The organism is Diaphorobacter nitroreducens (assembly GCF_002214645.1).
Taxonomy (GTDB): Bacteria; Pseudomonadota; Gammaproteobacteria; order Burkholderiales; family Burkholderiaceae_C; genus Diaphorobacter; species Diaphorobacter nitroreducens.
This window is the reverse complement of record NZ_CP016278.1, coordinates 2,362,115-2,383,565: the sequence shown is the minus strand read 5'-3', so window position 1 is coordinate 2,383,565 and position 21,451 is coordinate 2,362,115. Positions and strand designations below refer to the sequence as shown.

22 protein-coding genes and 1 tRNA gene are annotated in these 21,451 nt (G+C 64.4%); 9 read left to right on the top strand and 14 right to left on the bottom strand.

Features of this window, described 5'->3' with window-relative positions:
- Positions 1–59 precede the first annotated feature (59 nt).
- From argJ to BA022_RS11175, 3 genes are read left to right on the top strand one after another with little or no spacing between them, the layout of a single operon-like run.
- Positions 60–1,289: a bifunctional glutamate N-acetyltransferase/amino-acid acetyltransferase ArgJ gene (argJ, locus tag BA022_RS11185; RefSeq protein ID WP_088887540.1), complete on the top strand. Its 1,230-nt coding sequence runs from the start codon at positions 60–62 to the stop codon at positions 1,287–1,289.
- 54 nt (positions 1,290–1,343) lie between these two features.
- Positions 1,344–2,222 carry an ATP-binding protein gene (locus tag BA022_RS11180; protein WP_012655745.1) on the top strand — a complete coding sequence of 293 codons (879 nt, stop codon included), beginning with the start codon at positions 1,344–1,346 and terminating at the stop codon, positions 2,220–2,222.
- The gene (locus BA022_RS11175) at positions 2,219–2,665 is read left to right on the top strand and encodes an NUDIX domain-containing protein (RefSeq protein ID WP_088887539.1); all 447 of its coding nucleotides are present in this window, start codon (positions 2,219–2,221) and stop codon (positions 2,663–2,665) included. Before BA022_RS11180 ends, BA022_RS11175 begins: the two co-directional genes overlap by 4 nt.
- A 68-nt stretch (positions 2,666–2,733) precedes the next feature.
- On the opposite strand, the gene BA022_RS11170 is transcribed toward BA022_RS11175, so the two are convergent.
- The 8 genes from BA022_RS11170 to BA022_RS11135 all read right to left on the bottom strand — a co-directional run bounded on the left by BA022_RS11170 (position 2,734) and on the right by BA022_RS11135 (position 9,612).
- A complete protein-coding gene (locus BA022_RS11170; RefSeq protein ID WP_011804249.1) occupies positions 2,734–2,964 on the bottom strand; it encodes a DNA gyrase inhibitor YacG in 231 nt (76 codons plus the stop codon).
- Positions 2,965–2,970: 6 nt separating this feature from the next.
- Positions 2,971–3,726, bottom strand: coding sequence for a cell division protein ZapD (gene zapD, locus BA022_RS11165; RefSeq protein WP_012655747.1), 756 nt, complete (start codon positions 3,724–3,726; stop codon positions 2,971–2,973).
- Between the two features lie 90 nt (positions 3,727–3,816).
- Complete coding sequence (coaE, locus tag BA022_RS11160; protein ID WP_228403569.1) at positions 3,817–4,410, bottom strand: dephospho-CoA kinase; 594 nt, start codon at positions 4,408–4,410, stop codon at positions 3,817–3,819.
- Between the two features lie 31 nt (positions 4,411–4,441).
- Positions 4,442–5,323 (bottom strand): prepilin peptidase, encoded by an 882-nt coding sequence (locus BA022_RS11155; protein WP_088887537.1) that lies wholly within the window; start codon positions 5,321–5,323, stop codon positions 4,442–4,444.
- A complete protein-coding gene (locus tag BA022_RS11150; protein ID WP_088887536.1) occupies positions 5,323–6,540 on the bottom strand; it encodes a type II secretion system F family protein in 1,218 nt (405 codons plus the stop codon). Before BA022_RS11150 ends, BA022_RS11155 begins: the two co-directional genes overlap by 1 nt.
- A 20-nt stretch (positions 6,541–6,560) precedes the next feature.
- Entirely contained in the window at positions 6,561–8,294 is a 1,734-nt protein-coding gene (pilB, locus tag BA022_RS11145; RefSeq protein WP_088887535.1) for a type IV-A pilus assembly ATPase PilB, read from the bottom strand.
- Positions 8,295–8,530: 236 nt separating this feature from the next.
- Positions 8,531–8,607, bottom strand: a tRNA-Pro gene (locus BA022_RS11140).
- 21 nt (positions 8,608–8,628) lie between these two features.
- Positions 8,629–9,612 (bottom strand): polyprenyl synthetase family protein, encoded by a 984-nt coding sequence (locus tag BA022_RS11135; RefSeq protein WP_187305962.1) that lies wholly within the window; start codon positions 9,610–9,612, stop codon positions 8,629–8,631.
- 169 nt (positions 9,613–9,781) lie between these two features.
- Between BA022_RS11135 and rplU the strand changes: the two genes are divergently transcribed.
- From rplU to proB, 4 genes are all read left to right on the top strand, one after another.
- The gene (gene rplU / locus BA022_RS11130; protein WP_012655753.1) at positions 9,782–10,093 is read left to right on the top strand and encodes a 50S ribosomal protein L21; all 312 of its coding nucleotides are present in this window, start codon (positions 9,782–9,784) and stop codon (positions 10,091–10,093) included.
- Between the two features lie 17 nt (positions 10,094–10,110).
- Positions 10,111–10,368, top strand: coding sequence for a 50S ribosomal protein L27 (gene rpmA / locus BA022_RS11125; protein WP_011804286.1), 258 nt, complete (start codon positions 10,111–10,113; stop codon positions 10,366–10,368).
- Between the two features lie 146 nt (positions 10,369–10,514).
- Positions 10,515–11,588 (top strand): Obg family GTPase CgtA, encoded by a 1,074-nt coding sequence (gene cgtA, locus BA022_RS11120; RefSeq protein ID WP_012655754.1) that lies wholly within the window; start codon positions 10,515–10,517, stop codon positions 11,586–11,588.
- Between the two features lie 73 nt (positions 11,589–11,661).
- On the top strand, positions 11,662–12,804 hold the full coding sequence (gene proB, locus BA022_RS11115; protein ID WP_047349967.1) for a glutamate 5-kinase: 1,143 nt from the start codon (positions 11,662–11,664) through the stop codon (positions 12,802–12,804).
- 46 nt (positions 12,805–12,850) lie between these two features.
- On the opposite strand, the gene BA022_RS11110 is transcribed toward proB, so the two are convergent.
- On the bottom strand, positions 12,851–13,540 hold the full coding sequence (locus tag BA022_RS11110) for an RNA pyrophosphohydrolase (RefSeq protein WP_011804289.1): 690 nt from the start codon (positions 13,538–13,540) through the stop codon (positions 12,851–12,853).
- 90 nt (positions 13,541–13,630) lie between these two features.
- Here BA022_RS11110 and BA022_RS11105 point away from each other — a divergent pair, with 90 nt between their 5' ends.
- The gene (locus BA022_RS11105) at positions 13,631–15,376 is read left to right on the top strand and encodes a proline--tRNA ligase (RefSeq protein ID WP_088887534.1); all 1,746 of its coding nucleotides are present in this window, start codon (positions 13,631–13,633) and stop codon (positions 15,374–15,376) included.
- 20 nt (positions 15,377–15,396) lie between these two features.
- Positions 15,397–16,053, top strand: a complete 657-nt coding sequence (locus BA022_RS11100; RefSeq protein WP_088887533.1) for a lytic transglycosylase domain-containing protein — start codon at positions 15,397–15,399, stop codon at positions 16,051–16,053.
- An 85-nt stretch (positions 16,054–16,138) separates the two neighbouring features.
- On the opposite strand, the gene paeA is transcribed toward BA022_RS11100, so the two are convergent.
- From paeA to hemA, 5 genes are all read right to left on the bottom strand, one after another.
- Entirely contained in the window at positions 16,139–17,455 is a 1,317-nt protein-coding gene (paeA, locus tag BA022_RS11095) for a polyamine export protein PaeA (RefSeq protein WP_088887532.1), read from the bottom strand.
- 178 nt (positions 17,456–17,633) lie between these two features.
- Complete coding sequence (gene grxD / locus BA022_RS11090; protein ID WP_011804293.1) at positions 17,634–17,963, bottom strand: Grx4 family monothiol glutaredoxin; 330 nt, start codon at positions 17,961–17,963, stop codon at positions 17,634–17,636.
- A gap of 54 nt (positions 17,964–18,017) precedes the next feature.
- The gene (gene prmC, locus BA022_RS11085) at positions 18,018–18,860 is read right to left on the bottom strand and encodes a peptide chain release factor N(5)-glutamine methyltransferase (RefSeq protein ID WP_088887531.1); all 843 of its coding nucleotides are present in this window, start codon (positions 18,858–18,860) and stop codon (positions 18,018–18,020) included.
- A 57-nt stretch (positions 18,861–18,917) separates the two neighbouring features.
- Entirely contained in the window at positions 18,918–20,021 is a 1,104-nt protein-coding gene (gene prfA, locus BA022_RS11080; RefSeq protein WP_088887530.1) for a peptide chain release factor 1, read from the bottom strand.
- 113 nt (positions 20,022–20,134) lie between these two features.
- Positions 20,135–21,445, bottom strand: coding sequence for a glutamyl-tRNA reductase (gene hemA, locus BA022_RS11075; RefSeq protein WP_012655761.1), 1,311 nt, complete (start codon positions 21,443–21,445; stop codon positions 20,135–20,137).
- Positions 21,446–21,451: the final 6 nt, after the last annotated feature.

The following is a 21,451-nucleotide window of genomic DNA, read 5'->3' as shown; positions in this document are numbered from 1 at the left end:
ACTTTGGCAGTGCCTTTTCTCCTGTTTCCCCGACGTCTCTTTCTGAAGGAATACGACGCATGCCCGTGAATCTCTCCGCTCCTCTTGCATCGGATTTGCACCCCGTGGCCGGCGTGCGCATCGGCGTGACCGAAGCCGGTGTGCGCAAGGCGCAGCGCAAAGACCTGACCGTGTTCCTGCTGGACGAAGGCACCACCGTCGCGGGCGTGTTCACGCAGAACCGTTTCTGCGCCGCGCCGGTACAGGTGTGCCGTGAGCATCTGGACGGCGGCCAGGCGATTCGCGCCATGGTGGTGAACACGGGCAACGCCAACGCCGGTACGGGCGCAGACGGCCTCGCGCGTGCGCGCGCCACCTGCGAGGCACTGGCTGGCCACCTGGGTCTGGCGGCCAGCCAGGTGCTGCCGTTTTCCACCGGCGTCATCATGGAGCCGCTGCCGCACGAGCGCATTGCAGCCGCGCTGCCCGCCGCGCTGGCCGATGCACAGCCCGGCCACTGGGCGCGCGCGGCCGAAGGCATCATGACCACCGACACGCTGCCCAAGGCGTTCAGCACGCAGGTGCAGTTGGGCGGTGCAACAGTGACCATTACCGGCATCTCCAAGGGCGCGGGCATGATCCGCCCCAACATGGCGACCATGTTGGGCTTCCTGGCCACGGATGCCTGCATCGCGCCCGAGTTGCTGCGCCCGCTCGTGCGCGAGCTGGCGGACCAGTCCTTCAACCGCGTGACCATCGACGGCGACACCAGCACCAACGACTCGTTCGTGCTGATGGCCACGCACAAGGCGCGGCACGCGCCCATCACCTCGCTCGACAGCGCCGAGGGCCGTGCGCTCAAGGCCGCGTTGCTGGAAGTGGCGCAAAAGCTGGCACAGGCCATCGTGCGCGATGGCGAGGGCGCGACCAAGTTCATCACGGTGCGCGTAGAGGGCGGCCAGACGGGCGAAGAGTGCCGGCAGGTGGCCTATGCCATCGCGCATTCGCCGCTGGTCAAGACGGCCTTCTTTGCCAGCGACCCGAACCTGGGCCGCATCCTGGCGGCCGTGGGCTACGCAGGCATTGCGGACCTGGACCAGACCAAGATCGACCTGTTCCTGGACGACGTGCATGTGGCCGTGCAGGGCGGGCGCAATCCGGCCTACCGCGAGGAAGACGGCCAGCGCGTGATGAAGCAAAGCGAGATCACCGTGCGCGTGGTGCTGGGCCGCGGTGCGGCGGTGGACACGGTGTGGACCTGCGACCTGAGCCACGACTACGTGACCATCAACGCGGATTACCGCTCTTGAATGCTTCCCTTTTGATAGCTGTCAGCGCTTGTTAGATAGGCGCTAGAGCCGGAAATGACTGATAAATTCGACCAGCTGATCGCGCGTGCGGAGCAGCTCATCTCCCGTATCGAGGCGGTCTTGCCGCAGCCATTGTCGGCGCCGGACTGGGCGGCCTCCATCGCCTGGCGTTACCGCAAACGCAGCGGCGGCCATGGTGTGCTGGAGCCGGTGCGCCATGTGGCCGCCATGCAGCTGTCCGATCTCAAGGAGATCGATGCGCAGAAAGAAAAGATCCAGCGCAACACCCAGCAGTTCGTCGAAGGCAAGCCCGCCAACAACGTGCTGCTGACCGGTGCGCGCGGCACGGGCAAGTCCTCGCTCATCAAGGCATGCCTGAACAGCTATGCACCCCAGGGCCTGCGTCTGATCGAGGTGGACAAGGCGGACCTGACGGATCTGCCCGACATTGTGGACGTGGTCTCCGGCCGGCCCGAGAAGTTCATCGTTTACTGCGATGACCTGAGCTTTGAGGATGGAGAGGCCGGGTACAAGGCCCTTAAGTCGATCCTGGACGGCTCGGTCGCCGCGGCCACGCCCAATGTGCTGGTGTATGCCACCAGCAACCGGCGCCATCTGCTCCCTGAATACATGAAGGAGAATCTGGGCTACACCCACACCGACGACGGCGAGGTCCATCCGGGCGAGGCGGTGGAGGAAAAAATCTCCCTGTCCGAGCGCTTCGGCCTGTGGGTGAGCTTCTACCCGTTCAGCCAGGACGAGTACCTGGCCATCGTGGCGCAGTGGCTGGCTGCGCTGGGGGTACCCGCCCAAGCCATCGAGGCCGCGCGCCCGCAGGCGCTGGTGTGGGCGCTCGAGCGCGGTTCGCGCAGCGGCCGCGTGGCCTATCAATTTGCCCGGGATTTCGCAGGGCGGCAGGGCGAGGGCGCATGAGCGAATCGACCAGCACGCCACAGCGCAAGCACACCGAGGTCGCCGTGGGCATTCTGCTGCGGGAGGACGGGGCGATGCTGCTGTCCACCCGCCCCACGGGCAAGCCCTATGCGGGCTACTGGGAGTTTCCAGGCGGCAAGATCGAAGTCGGGGAAACCGTGGAGCAGGCGTTGCGCCGCGAACTCATCGAGGAACTGGGCGTGACCATCGGCCCGGTGGAGGCCTGGAAGGTGACCGAGCATGACTACCCGCATGCCCTCGTGCGCCTGCACTGGTGCAAGGTGCGCGAATGGAGCGGTGCGTTCGAAATGCGCGAGGGCCAGACCATGGCCTGGCAGCACTGGCCGCTGCAGGTCAAGCCGGTACTGCCGGGTGCCTATCCCGTGCTGCAGTGGCTGGCCGAGGAGCGTGGCGAGGTCTTCGACGCTTCGCTGCTGGCGTGAGACATTGCTTCAAAATACATAGCTGCTTGCGCTTGCTGGATAAGCGCTAGCAGCCTTTTCTTCAAATATCATGGCTGGCGCTTGGGATCGCCGAACTCCGCATCCTCCGGCGGCGCCTCGGCCGGCATGCGGAAATCTTCGGCTGCCCAGGCCCCCAGATCGATCTGCTTGCAGCGTTCACTGCAAAACGGGCGGAAGCGGTTGGCCGGGCTGTACAGGCTCGGGCCGCCGCAGGTCGGGCAAGGCACTCGCTTGCCTTGGGGCGCAGGTGTGTCGGAGCGGGAGGGTGTGCCGGTCATGTCGTGTCAGGCGCACAGAGTCAGTTCAAATGCCGCGTCCTCGGTGCTGGGAACCAAGCGGCCGCCTTCTTCCTGGCGCATCAGCCGCACCGAAACGATGAGGCGGTTGCCGCTGATCTCCGGGATGAGTTGCAGTGCAGGGTCGATTGCCAAGCGCAGCAGCTGGAAGGTGCGGCCCTGGGGCAGGTTCTGCTGGAACTGCCCGCGCTCGGCCGCCACTTTCTGCGGCAGCCCCGAATCACGCAGCAGGCGCAGCAGCACGTAGACGGACTCTGCCAACGGCCCCAGCGTGGCGGCCCAGTGGTGCAGGTCGTGCTGGCGGTCCTGGGGCGGACGGTGCTGCCACGCGTAGTAGGCGGGCAGATCGAAGCCGCAGGTGCCCCCGGGAATGCCCACGCGGCTGCGAATGCTCATGAGCCAATCGTTCTCGGTCAACGCCTGGCCGGCCTTGCCGGTTTGCGCGTTGAGTGCGGCAAAGCACTGGTCGAGCTGGGCGATCACGCCGTCCAGGGCTTCCTCGGAGATGGAGGGGTTGCCGCGATAGGCATCCAGCTGGTGCTTGTGCTTTTCCAGATCCTTGAGCACGTCGGCTTTGAGGTCTGCGCGGGCCGCCACGTCCATGACCTCGAACATGGTCACGAGGGCATAGTGATGGTCCAGGGGATGCGGGCGCGCGATGAGCTCGCCCAGCCGGCGAAACAGCTGCTCAAGCCGCAGATAGGTTCTCAGGCGTTCGTTGAAAGGGTATTCGTAAAGGATCACGCTACGGGGTTCCTGAGTGCGCACGGTGTGGGGCGGGGTGCGAGCGCTGCGCTGCGGCAGACCATTGCACACCACGCCGGTGCGAACACATCATAGCCCGAAGAATACGGCGATCTCGCGTGCCTTTGTTTGCAAATCTGACAGCGCCAACCCGTCGTTGTAGATCAACAGGTCGGCGGCCGCGCGGCGCGTGGCGCGTGGGCTCTGTGTGGCCATGATGGCGCGCACGGCATCGGCGGTCAGACCGCTGCGCATCTGCACACGCTGAATCTGCGTCTCCTCCCGGCAGTCCACGACCAGGACGGCGTCCAGCTGCCGGGCCCAACGGGGCGACTCCGTCAGCAGCGGAATGTCGAACACGATGAGTGCGTGGCCCGCGTGGTGCGCCTGTGCCGCAGCGTGTGCGATCTCGCGTCCCACGAAGGGGTGAACGATGGCTTCCAGGCGCTGCTTCGCCGTGGGATCGCTGAAAACGAGGGTGCGCATGCGTGCCCGGTCCAGCGCGCCGTCGGTGATGTAGTCGGGCCCGAACTCGTCGCGCAGGGCCGCGATGGCGGCGCCTTCCGCCTCGGTCACCGAGCGGGCGATGGCATCGGCGTCGATCAGTGCCGCGCCGTTCTGTCGCAACATGCCGGCCACCGTGCTTTTGCCGCTGCCGATGCCGCCCGTCACGCCCAGTTTCACCGGGCGGGGACCGGCCTGCCGAGAGCCCACCTTAGAGCCCCAGCACGGAAAAGACGGCCTGCATGATGCGCCCGGGGCCCCACAGCATGGCGGCCATGCCTCCTCCCACCAGGAACGGGCCGAAGGGGACGTACTTGCCTTCGCGCAGGGTGCTGGCCAGCTTCATGGCGATGCCGACGATGGCGCCGATGACCGAGGCCAGCAGAATGATCGGCACGAGCGCCTGCCAGCCAAACCAGGCGCCCAGGGCGGCGAACAGTTTGAAGTCGCCATAGCCCATGCCCTCCTTGCCTGTGGCCAGCTTGAACCCCCAGTACACGGACCAGAGGGACAGGTAGCCCGCTGCGGCGCCGATGACGGCATCCACGGGCTGCACTTCAATCCAGCGCAAGACGGCCGCAAGCAGGCCCGCCCACAGCAACGGCAGCGTGATGTCGTCGGGTAAAAGCGTGGTGTCCCAGTCGATGCATGCCAGTGTGACCAGCGCGGCCGAGAAACCGCACCACGCGGCGGTCGTGAGGCTCCAGCCCCAGCGGAGCGCGCATGCATAGAACAAGGCACCCGTCGCCAGCTCTACCAGCGGATACCGGGGGCTGATGCGCGTGCCGCAACCCGCGCACCGGCCTCGCAGGGCTAAATAGCTCAGGACCGGAATGTTCTCGTACCAGCGGATCGCGTGGCCGCAGGAGGGGCAGCGTGAACGCGGCTTGGACAGGCTGAGGGGCTCGTTGTCGGCCTCAGGAAGCGCCGCCGAGGAAAGCAGCCCTACATCCTGCCCGTACTGCCGGCATTCTGCGGCCCATTGTCGTTCCATCATGCGCGGAAGGCGATGGATCACGACGTTGAGAAAGCTTCCGATCAGCATCCCCAGGACGCCCACCAGCACGGCGTCCACTGCTAGCGAGCCTGACATCAAACCACTTGCCCGAGCTTGAAGATCGGAAGGTACATCGACACTACGATGCCACCGATCAGCGTACCCAGGAACACGATGATGATGGGCTCCATCAGGCTGGACAGGCCGGCCACCATTTCATCCACCTCGGCTTCATAGAAGTCGGCGGCCTTGCCCAGCATGTGGTCGATGGAGCCGGATTCCTCGCCGATCGCGCACATCTGCAGCACCATGGAAGGGAACACGTTGGCATTCCCCATGGCGGCCGTCAGGCTGGTACCTGTGGAGACTTCCTGCTGAATCTTCTCCGTCGCGATGGCGTAGACCGAGTTGCCCGATGCACCGCCCACCGAGTCCAGTGCCTCCACCAATGGCACACCGGCAGCGAACATGGTCGACAGGGTGCGGGTCCAACGGGCAACACAGGACTTGTCGATCAATGCACCGAAGATGGGCATTTTCAGCAGGAAACGGTCCATGAAACGCTGCATTTTTTCGCTGCGCTTCCAGGCCTGCATGAAGAAGTAGAACCCCCCGCCGATGACGCCGAATATCAGCCACCAGTAAGCCACGAAGAATTCGCTGATGGCCATCACGAACAGGGTAGGGGCGGGCAGGTCGGCTCCGAACGAGGTGAAAACCTCTTTGAACGCGGGAATCACGAAAATCATGATGATCGTCACCACGACAAACGCAACGATGATCACCGAGATCGGATACATCAGCGCCGACCGGATCTTGGATTTGATGGCCTCGGTCTTCTCCATGTACAGGGCCAGCCGGTCGAGCAACGCTTCCAGAATACCGGCGGCTTCGCCGGCCTCTACGAGGTTGCAGTAAAGGCTGTCGAAGTACATCGGATATTTACGGAACGCGGCATTCAGGGACGTTCCTGTCTCCACATCGCCGCGGATATCGTTGAGCAGCTTGGTCACACTGGGATTGGTATTACCCCGGCCCACGATATCAAATGCCTGAAGCAGTGGAACGCCGGCCTTCATCATCGTGGCCATCTGGCGCGTGAACAGCGCGATGTCTTTGGGCTTGATCTTTTTGCCCGCGCTCATCCGGCGCTTCTTGATCTTGGTTGGCAGAACGCCCTGCCGCCGCAGCGTCGCCTTGACCTGGTTCTCTCCCGCAGCGCGTACTTCGCCGCGCACGATCTTGCCGCTACGATCCTTGCCCTCCCACTCGAAGACAAAGTCCTTGATGCCCCTCGATGCAACGGTCGCCATTGTTTTCTCTCTCGATTTGTTTATTCGTTGGTGACAGCCAAGACCTCTTCCAAGGAGGTCAATCCCATTTTTGCCTTGTGAAGCCCGGATTCACGCAGAGAACGGACGCCCTCCAGGCGTGCCTGTTCGGCAATTTCCAGCGCGCTTCCATCGCGCAGGATGATGCGCTGGATTTCTTCGGACACCGGCATGACCTGGTAAATGCCCACGCGCCCCTTGTATCCGTTATTGCAGGCGGAGCAGCCCACCGGTCGGTAGGTAACCCATGAGCCGTCGATCTCCTCGTCCCGGTAGCCGGCCTCCAGCAGCGTCTCATGCGGAATGTCCACGGGCGCCTTGCAATTGGGGCACAAGCGACGCGCCAGTCGCTGCGCCGTAATAAGAATCACGCTGGATGCGATATTGAAGGGCGCGATGCCCATATTGCGCATGCGCGTCAATGTCGTGGGGGCGTCATTGGTGTGCAGGGTGGACAGCACCAAGTGACCCGTCTGCGCGGCTTTGATCGAAATGTCTGCGGTTTCCAGATCCCGGATTTCACCCACCATGATGATGTCCGGATCTTGGCGAAGGAATGACTTGAGCGCGACGGCAAACGTGAGGCCGGCTTTTTCGTTGACGTTGACTTGGTTCACACCCGGGAGGTTGATTTCCGAGGGATCCTCAGCGGTCGCAATATTGACGCCGGGCTTGTTCAACAAATTGAGACATGTGTAGAGCGACACGGTCTTCCCGGAGCCCGTGGGTCCGGTCACCAGGATCATTCCATAAGGGCGGTTGATGGCCTGCAGCAAACGCTCCTTTTCCTCGGGCTCATATCCCAGTGCGTCAATACCCAGCTTGGCGCTGCTCGGATCGAGAATACGGATCACGATCTTCTCGCCAAAGAGCGTAGGCAGGGTGCTGACGCGGAAATCGATAACCCGGTCCGGCCCAACCTTGAGCTTCATGCGGCCATCCTGGGGCACGCGTTTTTCCGAAATATCCAGGCGGGAGATCACCTTGATGCGCGAGGCCAGCTTCTCCTTGATGGCAATAGGCGGCGATGCGATTTCGCGCAATTCGCCATCTATGCGGAAGCGGACACGGTAATGGTGCTCATAGGGCTCAAAATGCAGATCGGATGCACGCATATTGAAAGCATCCAGCAGCATCTTGTGCAGAAATTTGACAACGGGAGCATCCTCGACTTCCGCGGGATTGTCAGCGTCCTCGTCCGGAGTTTCATCAACGGGAATATCGCCGAACTCAAAATCATTATTACTGTTAATGCCGTCGAGCGTTTCTGTACCGCTCTTCGTGCTCGCTTCAATCAAGCGGAGCAGTTTGTCATATTCCGCGATGATCCAGTCCACCCCCATTTGTGTGGTGAACTTGATCTTTTCTGCGGCCTCTTGAAATGTCGGATCCGCGGTGGCGACTATGAGCCGGTTATTGCGCTTACTGAGAGCGATGACTTTATAGGACTGGCACAGTTTGACGTCCAACAGATCTTTGGGGATGCGCTGCCGGTCGATCGCATCGACATCTAGCAAGGGGGCACCGAATACGGTGGATACCGTATGGGCCAGATCACTTGGCGTGATGATTTTCGATTCCGTGAGCTCTGCAATAAAGCTACTGCGGCTATTTTGTGACTTTTTGTAAATCTCTTCCGCCGCTTTTTGATCCAATTTGCCCACAGACATCAACGCGCGCGCCAGTCCGGGTAGGGCAATGGGTTGAGCTTCTTTCTGTGTGTCGATAGCAGCCATGTAACTAGCGGATTCTTATGGAAGGAAGGGAAACTCTTCAATCATCGCCGATCGCCCAAGGTGTGTACAGGCTTAATGGCGCAAGCGTTGTGTGAGTGACATTTGCCCAGCCGGCGGCTTAAGGGCAGCATGGGCTCTGCGAGGGCAACCGCATTAAAGATCTGCGGTTCCTTGGCACCGGACGGCGTCCAGATGCAAAAAAGCCCCGCGATGCAGGGCTTGGGCATGAAAATAACTGGTCGGGGTGAGAGGATTCGAACCTCCGGCCTCTACGTCCCGAACGTAGCGCTCTACCAGGCTAAGCTACACCCCGATTCTGCCGCGATCGCCGATGCTAAGTTCGACGCTCCAACAGCTGAGCCGCCAATTGTAGCAAACCTTTGGAGTGCGGATTGATTGGTAAGTGAGCCGCTGCATCCATCGCGAGTTGTGCCTGTGTGGCGGCAGCCTGGCGCGTGGCATCCAAGGCGCCGGTCTTTTTGATAATGGAAATGACGGCGGATAGTTCGTCGGTGCTTCCCGTCTCGATGATGCTGCGTAGCAATGCTTGCTCTTGTGTATTGCCTCGCTGCATAGCGATGATCAGCGGCAGGGTGACTTTTCCTTCCCGCAGATCGTCGCCCAGATTCTTGCCCATTTCGTGGGCATTTCCATCGTAGTCCAGCACATCGTCGATTACTTGGAACGCGGTGCCCAGAGCCTGGCCGTAGCTCGCGCAGGCGTGTTCTATTTCTGGCGGACTGGCTGCCAGAACGGCCGCGAGACGCGCGCTGGCCTCGAACAGCTTGGCCGTTTTTGAACGTATGACGTTCAGATATCCTGATTCACTCAGGGACGCGTCATGCGTATTCATGAGTTGCTGTACTTCGCCCTCGGCAATGACATTGGTCGCGTCTGCCAGGATCTCCATCACGCGCAGGCTACTGGTCTCCACCATCATTTGGAAGGCGCGCGAGTACAGGAAGTCACCCACAAGCACGCTGGCGGGATTGCCAAAATTTTCATTGGCTGTCGGTCGCCCGCGCCGCAGCGTAGATTCATCGACCACGTCGTCATGCAGCAAGGTGGCCGTGTGAATGAATTCCACTACCGCCGCCAGATTGAACCGTTGCGAACCGGTATATCCGAGGGCGCCGCTCATCAGCAGAAGCAGTGCCGGCCTCAGGCGCTTGCCGCCGGCGGAGATGATGTAACGGGCGACTTCGCCGACAAGCGGGACGGCGGATTGCAGGCGGGATGCGATGACCTTGTCCACCTCTTGCATGTCGTCGGCTATCAAGGCGAGGGTGGCGGCGGTGCTGGGGGAGTTGGCGGCCAAGGTGAGTGCGGGTGCGGAGAAGAAAGAAGGATTATAGGAAGGGTGGCGGGGCTGTCTGCCTGCGGGAAGCACAGGAGGCTGCTGCCTCTAGGCGGGGTTGACGACTCATGCTAGAATCGCCAGCTCTGCGGAAGTCCGTCCGTAGAACTCCAACTCAGATGAGGTTTACATGTACGCGGTCATAAAAACCGGTGGCAAGCAGTATCGCGTTGCTGCCGGCGAAAAAATCAAAGTAGAACAGATTGCTGCGGAAGTAGGCCAGGAGATCGTGATTGACCAAGTTCTGGCTGTCGGCAACGGCGCTGAACTGAAGGTTGGCACGCCCCTGGTGTCCGGCGCAACGGTGAAGGCCACGGTCGTGGCTCATGGCAAGCACGACAAAGTGCGCATTTTCAAGATGCGTCGTCGCAAGCACTATCAGAAACGTCAAGGCCATCGCCAGCAGTTCACCGAACTGCAGATCCAGGCGATTGCTGCTTAAATCAGGGAGCTGATCTCATGGCACAGAAAAAAGGCGGCGGCTCTACGCGAAACGGGCGCGACTCCAAGCCCAAAATGCTCGGCGTGAAGGCTTACGGTGGTGAGCTGATCAGCGCGGGTTCCATCATCGTGCGCCAGCGTGGCACGCGCATCCATCCCGGCGTGAACGTCGGCGTGGGCAAGGACCACACGCTGTTTGCCCTGGTGGATGGCCACGTGTCGTTCGGCACGAAGGGCGCTCTGTCCAAGCACACGGTCAGCGTGACGCCTGCTTAAGGCCCTTCGCCGCTGAAGCGACAACAAAGCCCCGACCCGTCGGGGCTTTGTTGTTTTTAGCGCCTGGCGCAGCCGCGCGCATGCGTGATGGCGCCCTTTTGCGCACCCTCCGGCGCCGAGGTGCGCTTTTTGTAAACTGGATACCCATGAAGTTCGTCGACGAAGCCTTTATTGACGTAGCCGCCGGTGACGGTGGCAACGGCTGTGTCTCGTTCCGGCACGAGAAATACAAGGAGTTCGGGGGGCCCGACGGCGGAGACGGCGGGCGCGGGGGGCACGTGTTCGCCGTGGCGGATCCCAATCTCAATACGTTGGTGGACTTCCGTTATTCACGCCGGCACGAGGCCAAGCGCGGCGAGCACGGCAAGGGCTCCGATATGTTCGGTGCCGCGGGTTCCGATATCACGCTCAAGATGCCCGTGGGCACCATCATCAGCGACGCCGACACGGGCGAGGTGCTGTTCGAACTGCTGACGCCGGGCGAGGTCATCACCATCGCCAAGGGCGGCGACGGTGGTTTTGGCAACATGCGTTTCAAGAGCGCGATCAACCGTGCGCCGCGGCAAAAGACGCCCGGCTGGCCCGGCGAGCGTCGCAACCTCAAGCTGGAGCTGAAGGTGCTGGCCGATGTGGGCCTGCTGGGCATGCCGAACGCCGGTAAGTCCACTTTCATTGCGGCGGTGTCGAACGCGCGGCCCAAGATTGCCGACTACCCTTTCACGACGTTGCACCCCAACCTGGGCGTAGTACGCGTGGGGCCGGAGCAGAGCTTCGTCGTCGCCGACATTCCCGGCCTGATCGAAGGCGCCTCCGAGGGCGCTGGCCTGGGGCACCAGTTCCTGCGCCACCTGCAGCGCACACGGCTGCTGCTGCACGTGGTGGACCTGGCACCCTTCGACGAGGCGGTGGACCCGGTGGCCCAGGCCAAGGCCATCGTGGGCGAACTGAAGAAATACGATGCCGGACTGTATGAAAAGCCCCGCTGGCTGGTCCTCAACAAGCTGGACATGGTGCCATCCGAAGAGCGCGCTGCGCGGGTGAAGGACTTCGTGAAGCGCTTCAAATGGAAGGGCCCCGTGTTCGAAATCTCCGCGCTGACGCGCGAAGGCTGCGAGCCCCTGGTGCAGTCCATCTTCCAGCACGTGCACGCCCAGCAGCTGGCGCAGAATGCGCCGGCTGAGGTGGACCCGCGCTTCGCTGGTGAGCCACCGCGTGGGTGATGCGAGGATTGCTATTTAATTTATAGCTGTTGGCGCTTTCCTGACAAGCGCTAGGGCCTAATTTCTTATAAAAATGGTGTCCAGTGTATTGCGCGACGCGCGTCGCATCGTGGTCAAGGTAGGGTCCAGTCTCGTCACGAATGAGGGACGGGGGCTTGACGAGGTGGCCATTGGGGAGTGGTGCCGCCAACTGGCAGCGCTGGTGCGGGGGCAGGGGGGCGAGCCGCGCGAGGTCATCATGGTCTCCAGCGGAGCGATCGCCGAAGGCATGAAGCGCCTGGGCTGGAGCAGCCGCCCCGGCGAGATCCACGAACTGCAGGCCGCTGCCGCCGTGGGACAGATGGGGCTGGCGCAGATGTACGAGACCAAGCTGCGCGAGCACTCCATGGGCAGTGCGCAGGTGCTGCTGACCCATGCCGACTTGGCGGACCGCGAGCGTTACCTGAATGCCCGCTCCACCCTGCTGACGCTGCTGCGCCTGGGCGTGGTGCCGGTGATCAATGAGAACGACACCGTAGTCACCGACGAGATCAAGTTCGGTGACAACGACACTCTGGGGGCCCTCGTCGCCAACCTCGTCGAAGCCGACGCGCTGGTGATCCTGACCGACCAGAAGGGGCTGTACACCGCCGATCCGCGGCGCGACCCGCAGGCGCAGTTCGTCCACGAGGCACAGGCTGGCGATGCGGCGCTGGAGGCGATGGCCGGCGGCGCGGGCTCCAGCATCGGCAAGGGCGGGATGATCACCAAGATCCTCGCGGCCAAACGTGCGGCGGGCTCGGGTGCTTCCACCGTCATCGCATGGGGGCGGGAGCCGGACGTGCTGCTGCGGCTGGCCCGGGGCGAATCGATCGGCACGTTGCTCGTGGCGCAGACGCAGAAGAACCAGGCGCGCAAGCAGTGGATGGTGGACCACCTGCAACTGCGCGGCTCCGTGACGGTGGATGCTGGCGCGGCGGCCAAGCTGCGCGAAGACGGCAAGAGCCTGCTGCCGATCGGCATGGTGGCGGTGGAGGGCGACTTCGTGCGCGGCGATGTGATCGCGGTGCGCGACGCCGGCGGCACAGAGATCGCCCGAGGTCTCGCCAACTATGCGAGCGCCGAGGCGCGCCTGCTGTGCCGCAAGCCTTCCGCAGAGTTTGAGCGCCTGCTGGGGTACGCGGCCGAACCGGAGATGGTTCACCGCGACAACATGGTGGTGCTCGGCGCGCGATGACGCTTAAGAAGGGTGCGTCTTGCGGACGCGTGCCTTCTTACACACGCTAGGCGTCCAGTGGTTTCTTGGGGACGGGCAGGGTAGGCAGCGCCTCCAACGGCGCTGGCACGCTGTTTTGCGGGTCAGGGTCGAAGCTGGCGCCCGGAGGCAGTTCCATCCCGGGCTTGACCAACAGTGAACTGGTACGGGGCAGCGAGGCTTGGCCGCTGCTTTCGTGCTCGCGCGTACGCATGCCGCTGCGCAAATAGCGGTTGCGCTGTTCGTGGCGCGGCAGAAAACGCGCCAGTTCAGTCAGCGCCATCTCATATACGCCTCGCTTGAACTCGACCACCACGTCCAGCGGAACCCAGTAGTCGTTCCAGCGCCAGGCATCGAACTCTGGATGGTTGGTGGCGCGCAGGTTCAGGTCCCAGTCGTGCCCCAGCAATTGCAGCAGGTACCAGATCTGTTTCTGACCCTTGTAGTGTCCGCGTGCATCGCGGCGGATGAACCGGTCTGGCACCTCGTAGCGCAACCAGTCCCGCGTACGGGCAATCACACGCACCTGGGGCGGCAGCAGTCCTACCTCTTCGTGCAGTTCCCTGAACATGGCCTGCTCGGGGGTTTCTCCGCGGTCGATGCCGCCTTGAGGGAACTGCCAGCTATGGGTGCGTATGCGCTTGCCCCAGAATACCTGGTTTCTCTGGTTGAGCAGGATGATGCCGACATTTGGGCGGAATCCGTCCCGGTCGAGCATAATCTAACCCCAAATTTTTAAAACTGCGGTCATTATGCACGCTACCTCGCGTGCGGCAAGCGCACCCGCCCCAGTTGTCAAGCCCGTTCGATGAAAGCTTCCCAATTTTTCATTTCCACCTTGAAAGAGGCGCCTGCCGACGCCGAGGTTGTCAGTCACCAACTCATGATGCGCGCAGGCCTCATCAAGAAGTTGGGTGCCGGGATTTACAACTACATGCCCATGGGCCTGCGCGTGATCCGCAAGGTGGAAGCCATCGTGCGCGAGGAGATGAACCGCGCCGGTGCCGTGGAATGCACCATGCCCGTGGTGCAGCCCGCCGAGCTGTGGCAGGAGACCGGGCGCTTCGACAAGATGGGCCCCGAGTTGCTGCGTATTCACGACCGCCATGGGCGTGACTTCGTGATCCAGCCCACCAGCGAGGAAGTGGTCACTGACATCGCACGCCAGGAACTGCGTAGCTACAAGCAGCTGCCCAAGAACCTCTACCAGATCCAGACCAAGTTCCGCGACGAACGCCGCCCGCGCTTCGGGCTGATGCGCGGGCGCGAATTCATCATGAAGGACGCCTACAGCTTCGACCGGGACCAGGCCGGCGCCAAGGCGAGCTACCAGGTGATGGCGCAGGCCTATCGCCGCATCTTCGACCGCTTCGGCCTGCGCTACCGCGCCGTGGCGGCGGATTCGGGCGCCATCGGCGGCGACTTGAGCGAAGAGTTCCAGGTGATCGCCGCCACGGGTGAGGACGCGATCGTCTACTGCCCCGCCAGCGATTACGCGGCCAACATGGAAAAGGCCGAAGCGCTGGCCCCCGCGGGCGCGCGTCCCGCGGCTAAGCAGCCGCTGACGGTGACACCCACGCCTGGCAAGAGCACCTGCGCGGACGTGGCCGAACTGCTGAGCGTGCCGCTGAGCACTACGGTGAAATCGCTGGTGCTGGCCACGGACGAAACCGATGCGGCGGGCGAGATCATCCGCAGCCAGGTCTGGCTGCTGCTGCTGCGCGGCGACCACGACATGAACGAGATCAAGGTGGCCAAGGTGCCGGGCCTGGACGCGGGTTTCCGCTTTGCCACCGTGGCCGAGATCGCGGACCACTTTGGCTGCAAGCCGGGCTACCTGGGCCCGCTGAACCTGCAGAAGCCGGTGAAGCTGGTGGTGGACCGCGACGTGGCCGTGATGGCCGACTGGATCTGCGGAGCCAACCAGGAAGGTCACCACATCACCGGCGTGAACTGGGGCCGCGACCTGCCGGAGCCCGACATGGTGGCCGACCTGCGCAATGTGGTGGCTGGCGACCTGTCGCCGGACGGCCAGGGGGAACTTGCCATCGAGCGCGGCATCGAAGTCGGCCACGTGTTCTACCTCGGCACCAAGTATTCCCAAGCCATGAATGCCACCTTCCTCGGCGAAGACGGCAAGCCCGCCTTCTTCGAGATGGGCTGCTACGGCATTGGCGTCACGCGCCTGCCGGCAGCGGCCATTGAGCAGAACCATGACGAGCGCGGCATCATCTGGCCCGACGCCATCGCCCCGTTCACCGTGGTCATCTGCCCCGTGGGCATGGACCGCAGCGAAGCCGTCAAGGCACAGGCCGAGTCGCTGTACGCCGACCTGCTAGCCGCCGGTGTGGACGTGATCCTGGACGATCGCGGCGAGCGCCCGGGCGCCATGTTTGCCGACTGGGAACTGATCGGCGTGCCCCATCGCGTGACCATTGGCGACAAGAGCCTCAAGGAAGGGCAGGTCGAATACCAGCACCGCCGCGATGCATCTGCCACCAAAGTGGGCGTGGCGGACATCCTGGCGCATGTGAAGGAACGGCTGGCAGCATGAACGCGGCGGTAGGTGGTCCAATGACCGACGAACGGCAGGGCCGGCTGTCGCGCCGCGCCTGCCTGGCTTCGCTGGCGGCGGGGCCGGCTGCATGGCTGGGCGTGGCTGCACCTGTGCATGCGGGGAGCCAGCTGGAGGAGCCGTTGATCGATTCCGTGCGCACCGCGCTCAGCTCCGCCGTGGCAGACCTGGCACCGCCCGAGCCGCTATTTGCCTCCACCGAGGCCCGCCTGCTGTATCTGCGCTGGCTTGGCACCATGAGCGACCGCCTGCGCCGACGCAAGCCCGAATGGGAAGTGCGCCGCGACTTCCTGCAGACGGTGTGGTACGAGTCCAAGCGCTCGGGGCTGGATGTGTCGCTGGTCATGGGCCTGATCCAGGTGGAGAGCGCATTCCGCAAGTTCGCCGTCTCTCCGGTGGGTGCGCGCGGCTATATGCAGGTGATGCCGTTTTGGACCCGCGTGATCGGTGACGGCGACCCGGGCAAGCTGTTCCACATGCAGACCAACCTGCGCTTTGGCTGCGTGATCCTGCGCCACTACCTCGACCGCGAGCGGGGCGACCTGTACATGGCGCTGGGCCGCTACAACGGCAGCCGGGGCAAGGCGCCGTATCCGAGCGCCGTGTTCGCAGCGCAGCGCAACTGGTTCTTCCAGGAGCGTACTTCGGACGCCTGATCTACCGTCGGCCAGCGGGCCATACCGCGTCTTGCGGATGGCCACACACGCCGGCTGGTGCGGCCCTTGTCAGCAGCGCCGCCCCTTATTCAACGGGCAGCACTGGTTTGGGTGCGCCTTCCAGCCTTGACACCATCACCTGGTCGATGCGATAGCTGTCCACGTCCAGCACTTCGAACTTGTAGCCCCCGAAGGTCACGCTGTCGGTGCGGCGCGGCACCCGGCGCAGCATCACCATCAGAAAGCCCGCCAGGGTCTCGTACTCATCGGCGTGCGGCAGCTCGTCCAGGCCCAGGGCGTGCAGCACGTCGGACACGGGCGTGGTGCCGTCGATGAGCCAGGAATTCTCGTCGCGACGCACGATCTGCTCCTCATCCGCCGGGCCCACCAGGTCACCCATCACCGTGCTCATCACATCGTTGAGTGTGACCACGCCCACGACCAGGCTGTACTCGTTGACGATGACGGCGAAGTCCTCATGCACCTGGCGGAACTGCTCCAGCACTTCGGCCAGCGACAGCCGGTCCGGCACGATGAGCACCTTGCGTACCAGGCCCTCGTCGGCCAGCGAGATGGGCTGGTTGTTCAGCACGCGCTGGAACAGGTCCTTGGCGTCCACGTAGCCGACCACGTGGTCGATGTCGCCTTCGCACACGGGGTAGGTGGAAAACGGCTCGGCCGCAATGCGTGCGCGGATCACCGTGTCGGGATCGTCGCGCAGGAAATAAGCCACGCGGTCGCGCGGCGACATGCTGCTCGCCACGCTGCGCGTATCCAGCTCGAACACATTCTCGATCACCTGCTGCTCGCGCGCGGCCAGTACGCCGGCGCGTGCGCCAGCTTCCATCATGGCCAGGATGTCATCGGAGGTGACGCGGTCGTCGCGCAGCGCGTTCATGCCCAGCACGCGGAACAGCAGGTCCGCGCAGCGGCTGTACAGCCATACCACGGGCCGCAACAGCGCCATGGTGGCCTGCATGGGCGCCACCACGCGCAGCGCCAGGCGCTCGGGCTCCGCCATGCCCATGCGCTTGGGGAACAGGTCGGCAAACAGGATGAACAGCGACGTGATGACGGTGAATGACAGCAGGAAACCGGCCGTCTGCGCATGCGATGCGCCCAGCCACATACCGAAGAAGTCGGAGAAGTGCGGGCTCAAGGTGCCTTCGCCCACGATGCCGCCCAGCACGGCCACGGCGTTCTGGCCGATCTGCACGGCGGTGAAATAGTCGCCCGGGTTTTCCTGCAGCCGCAGCACGCGGTCGGCGCGGTGGTCGCCCTCGTCGGCCAGTTGGCGCAGCCGCAGGCGACGCGATGCCGCAAGGGAAATCTCGGCCAGCGAGAAGAAGGCACTGGCCCCGATGAGGGCGGTGATGACGATCAGGCTTTCGGACAAAGGCATGGAGCGAGGATGCAATGCCGCGCGCCTGTCGTGCAGCGGGGTGTGCCAAGCACGCAGACACGGGGCCAGGTGCCGCCAAGTGTAGCGGGCCCGCGTGGCGGGGCGCCGCGCGCGCCGGCAGACATAAAAAAACCGCCCGAAGAGGGCGGTTGGTCCACTAGCGGCAGGACGCGGCGCTTCAGGCGGCGTCGCCGGTGCCCAGCACCTGCTGCAGTTCACCGGACTCGTACATCTCCATCATGATGTCCGAGCCACCGATGAACTCACCCTTCACGTAGAGCTGGGGGATGGTGGGCCAGTGGCTGTAGTCCTTGATGCCCTGGCGGATTTCCTGGTCGTCCAGCACGTTCACGGTGGCGATATTCTTGGGGTCCACGCCGCAGGCCTTGAGGATCTGCACGGCGCGGCCCGAGAAGCCGCACATCGGAAAGCTGGCGTTGCCTTTCATGAACAGCAGAATGTCGTTGGTCTTGACCAGTTGGTCGATGCGTTGCTGGACGTCGCTCATGGGGTTCTCCTGAAGGGGGGCGCCCTGGGGCAGGGCGGCGATGGGGGGATTATTTCACTGCGGGGCGCCGCCGGGCATTGACCCGCCGGAGCATCGGGCTATGCCGGCCAGATCGTGGCGGCTTTGCACCTGGTCAAAGCCTGCGTCGCGCAGCAGCGCTTGCACGGCCTCGGCCTGGTCCCAGCCATGCTCCAGCAGCAGCCAGCCGCCAGGTGCCAGCCGCGCAGGCGCCTGCGCCACGATGGTGCGGATGTCCTCCAGGCCGTCGGCGCCGCTGGCCAGCGCGGACAGCGGCTCATGGGTGAGCGCGGCCAGGTGCGGGTCCTGCGCGGGGATGTAGGGCGGGTTGCTCACGATGGCATCGAACGGACCATCCACCCCGTGCAGCCAGTTGCCTTGGATGAAGCGCACGGGCAGGCCCAACTGCCCGGCATTGGCGCGGGCGACGGCCAGCGCGCCGGCGCTGGCGTCCACGGCCAGCACCTGGGCGTCGGGGCGCTCATGCTGCAGCGCCAGGGCGATGGCCCCGCTGCCCGTGCCCAGATCGGCCACGCGCGGCGCGGTGCGGGTGGCCAGCACCTCCAGCGTCCAGGCCACCAGTGTCTCGGTGTCGGGGCGCGGGTCCAGCACGCGCGCGTCCACGGACAGCGGCAGGCCCCAGAACTCTTTGCGCCCAAGAAGGTAGGCCACGGGTTCTCCCTTGGCCCGGCGCGCGCACAGCGCGGCGTACTGCTCCATGGCCACCGCGGGCAGCGTGTCGCCGTCGTGCGCCAGCAGCCAGGCGCGGTCGGCCGGCGCACGCCCCAGCACATGCAGCAGCAGCATCTGCGCGTCGATGCGCCCCAGCCCTGCGGCTTGGGCCTGGGCCAACGCCTGGGCCAGTGTGATTGAAGGCATGGGTGCTTCTCTATGGATAGCTGTTGGCGCTTGCTGTGTGGGCGCTAGAGGCCAAAATCACTCCAAACCCAGTTCGGCCAGCAGTTCGGCTTCACGCGCATGCTGCAGGGCCTGCAGCACCTCGCCCAGGTCACCTTCCATGATGGCCAGCAGCTTGTACAGCGTGAGGTTGATGCGGTGGTCGGTGAGGCGCCCCTGCGGAAAGTTGTAGGTGCGGATGCGGTCGCTGCGGTCGCCGCTGCCGATCAGGCCCTTGCGCAGCGCGGCCTCCTTGGCGGCGCGCTCGCTGCGCTCTTTCTCTTGAATGCGCGCCTGCAGCACCTGCAGTGCCTTGGCCTTGTTGCTGTGCTGGCTGCGCCCGTCCTGGCATTCGGCGACGATGCCGGTGGGCAAGTGCACCACGCGCACGGCCGAGTCGGTCTTGTTGATGTGCTGGCCGCCCGCGCCGCTGGCGCGGAAGGTGTCGATGCGCAGGTCCGCCGGGTTCAGCGTGATGGCCTGGTGCTCGTCGGGCTCGGGCATCACCGCCACGGTGCAGGCGCTGGTGTGGATTCGGCCCTGCGTCTCGGTGGCGGGCACGCGCTGCACGCGGTGGCCGCCGGACTCGAACTTGAGTGCGCCGTACACACCGCTACCGGAGGGGCCCGTCCCGGGCTGGCCCTCAATGCGCAGCACCACTTCCTTGTAGCCGCCGATCTCGCTCTCGTTGGCGCTCATGACCTCGACCTTCCAGCCCACGGTGGCGGCGTAGCGCGTGTACATGCGCGCCAGGTCGCCCGCGAACAGGGCGGATTCGTCGCCGCCCGTGCCGGCGCGGATTTCGATGAAGGCGTTGCGCTCGTCGTCGGGGTCTTTGGGTAGCAGCAGGCGCTGCAGCTCGTCCTCCAACTGCACGAGTTCGGTCTCTGCGGCGTCGATTTCCTCCTGCGCCATCTCGGCCATGTCGGGGTCTTCCAGCATCTCGCGCGCGCCGGCCAGGTCGGCCTCGCGCTGCTGGTAGCGGGCGTAGCGGCCCGCGACCTGGGTGACCTCGGCGTGCTCGCGCGAGATGCTGCGGTACTGCTGCATGTCCGCCATGATGTCTTCGCGCGAGAGCAGGAAGTCGAGTTCCTGCAGGCGTTGCGCGTAGCGTTCCAGCTGGCTGCGGAGAAAGGGTTTCATCAAGGGGTGTGAAAGAAGGGTTTTGCTACCAGTTTGGTAGCTGCTTGCGCTTGTCTGGTAAGCGCGGTAGGCCGATGGGGCTTATGAAATCAGGGGTGCGCGAGCGAGCGCCGCTACAGCCCGTTTTTGCTGTGCGAGCGCAGGAACAGGCGCGAGACGGCCTGTGCGGTCTGGGCGCGCGCTTCGGCATCGCCCGCGCGCAGCTCGGCCATGGTGCCGTGCAGCATCTTTTGCGTGAGGCCGCGCGACAGCGCCTCAAGCACGGTCTCGATGTCCTCGCCCTTGGCCAGGCGCTTCTTGGCGCGGGCGATCTCCAGGGCGCGCCATTCGTCGGCCTGGGAGTTGAGTTGCTGGATCAGCGGCACCACGCCGCCGTTCTGCGCGGCGGGGCTGCGCAGCTCCATCCAGTGCACGAAGCTCTGCACGCCCGCGTCGATGATGGCCTCGGCCTGCGCCACGGCGGCCTGGCGATGCGCCTGTGCCGTCTGTACCACGCTGGCCAGGTCGTCCACGGTGTACAGGTACACGTCTTCGAGCTGCTTGACCTCGGGCTCGATGTCGCGCGGCACGGCCAGGTCCACCATGAAGATGGGGCGGTGGCGGCGCTTTTTCAGCGCGCGCTCCACGGCGCCCAGGCCAATGATGGGCAGCGTGCTCGCGGTGCAGCTGATGACCGCGTCGAACTCGTGCAGGTGGTCGGGCAGGTCGGCCAGGCGCATGACCTCGCCGCCAAAGCGCGTGGCGAGCTTTTCTCCGCGCTCCAGCGTGCGGTTGGCGATCGTGATCTGCTGGGGCGTCTTGGCCGCGAAGTGCGTGGTGCACAGCTCGATCATCTCGCCCGCGCCCACGAACAGCACGCGGATCTTCGTCAGGTCTTCGAACAACTGGCCGGCCAGCCGCACGGCCGCGGCGGCCATGCTGATGCTGTGCGCGCCGATGTCGGTGCTGGTACGCACCTCCTTGGCCACGGCAAAGCTGCGCTGAAAGAGCTGGTTGAGCGTGGTGCCGAGCGCCCCTGCGCCTTCAGCGGCGCGCACGGCGTCCTTCATCTGGCCGAGGATCTGGGCCTCGCCCAGCACCATGGAATCAAGCCCGCTGGCCACGCGGAAGGCGTGGCGGGCGACGAGGCCGTTTTCCAGGCTGTAGGAGTGCGAACGCAGCAGCGCGGGGCTCACACCGCCGCTGTGGGCCAGCCAGTCCAGCGTGTGGTCCAGCGCCGGGGCCTCGGCTGCGCAGTAGATCTCGGTGCGGTTGCAGGTGGAGATGATGGCTGTCTCCACGCCCGGGTGGCGGCCCGAGGCGCTGGACAGCGAATCGCGCAGCCCGTGCAGCGTGGGCGCGATCTGGTCCAGGGCGAACGCGAACCGGCCCCGCAGATCAAGCGGAGCGGTGTGGTGGTTGATGCCGAGGGCCCAGACTGCCATGGGGTG

Excerpts from the sequence above, each read along its gene's own strand:
- rpmA (WP_011804286.1), top strand. The coding sequence starts at position 10,111 with ATGGCACAGAAAAAAGGCGGCGGCTCTACGCGAAACGGGCGCGACTCC.
- BA022_RS11150 (WP_088887536.1), bottom strand. The coding sequence starts at position 6,540 with ATGGCGACCGTTGCATCGAGGGGCATCAAGGACTTTGTCTTCGAGTGG.
- BA022_RS11175 (WP_088887539.1), top strand. The coding sequence starts at position 2,219 with ATGAGCGAATCGACCAGCACGCCACAGCGCAAGCACACCGAGGTCGCC.
- prmC (WP_088887531.1), bottom strand. The coding sequence starts at position 18,860 with ATGCCTTCAATCACACTGGCCCAGGCGTTGGCCCAGGCCCAAGCCGCA.
- cgtA (WP_012655754.1), top strand. The coding sequence starts at position 10,515 with ATGAAGTTCGTCGACGAAGCCTTTATTGACGTAGCCGCCGGTGACGGT.
- BA022_RS11170 (WP_011804249.1), bottom strand. The coding sequence starts at position 2,964 with ATGACCGGCACACCCTCCCGCTCCGACACACCTGCGCCCCAAGGCAAG.
- hemA (WP_012655761.1), bottom strand. The coding sequence starts at position 21,445 with ATGGCAGTCTGGGCCCTCGGCATCAACCACCACACCGCTCCGCTTGAT.
- BA022_RS11155 (WP_088887537.1), bottom strand. The coding sequence starts at position 5,323 with ATGTCAGGCTCGCTAGCAGTGGACGCCGTGCTGGTGGGCGTCCTGGGG.
- argJ (WP_088887540.1), top strand. The coding sequence starts at position 60 with ATGCCCGTGAATCTCTCCGCTCCTCTTGCATCGGATTTGCACCCCGTG.
- rplU (WP_012655753.1), top strand. The coding sequence starts at position 9,782 with ATGTACGCGGTCATAAAAACCGGTGGCAAGCAGTATCGCGTTGCTGCC.
- BA022_RS11100 (WP_088887533.1), top strand. The coding sequence starts at position 15,397 with ATGACCGACGAACGGCAGGGCCGGCTGTCGCGCCGCGCCTGCCTGGCT.
- proB (WP_047349967.1), top strand. The coding sequence starts at position 11,662 with ATGGTGTCCAGTGTATTGCGCGACGCGCGTCGCATCGTGGTCAAGGTA.
- prfA (WP_088887530.1), bottom strand. The coding sequence starts at position 20,021 with ATGAAACCCTTTCTCCGCAGCCAGCTGGAACGCTACGCGCAACGCCTG.
- BA022_RS11105 (WP_088887534.1), top strand. The coding sequence starts at position 13,631 with ATGAAAGCTTCCCAATTTTTCATTTCCACCTTGAAAGAGGCGCCTGCC.
- BA022_RS11110 (WP_011804289.1), bottom strand. The coding sequence starts at position 13,540 with ATGCTCGACCGGGACGGATTCCGCCCAAATGTCGGCATCATCCTGCTC.
- grxD (WP_011804293.1), bottom strand. The coding sequence starts at position 17,963 with ATGAGCGACGTCCAGCAACGCATCGACCAACTGGTCAAGACCAACGAC.
- paeA (WP_088887532.1), bottom strand. The coding sequence starts at position 17,455 with ATGCCTTTGTCCGAAAGCCTGATCGTCATCACCGCCCTCATCGGGGCC.
- BA022_RS11180 (WP_012655745.1), top strand. The coding sequence starts at position 1,344 with ATGACTGATAAATTCGACCAGCTGATCGCGCGTGCGGAGCAGCTCATC.
- pilB (WP_088887535.1), bottom strand. The coding sequence starts at position 8,294 with ATGGCTGCTATCGACACACAGAAAGAAGCTCAACCCATTGCCCTACCC.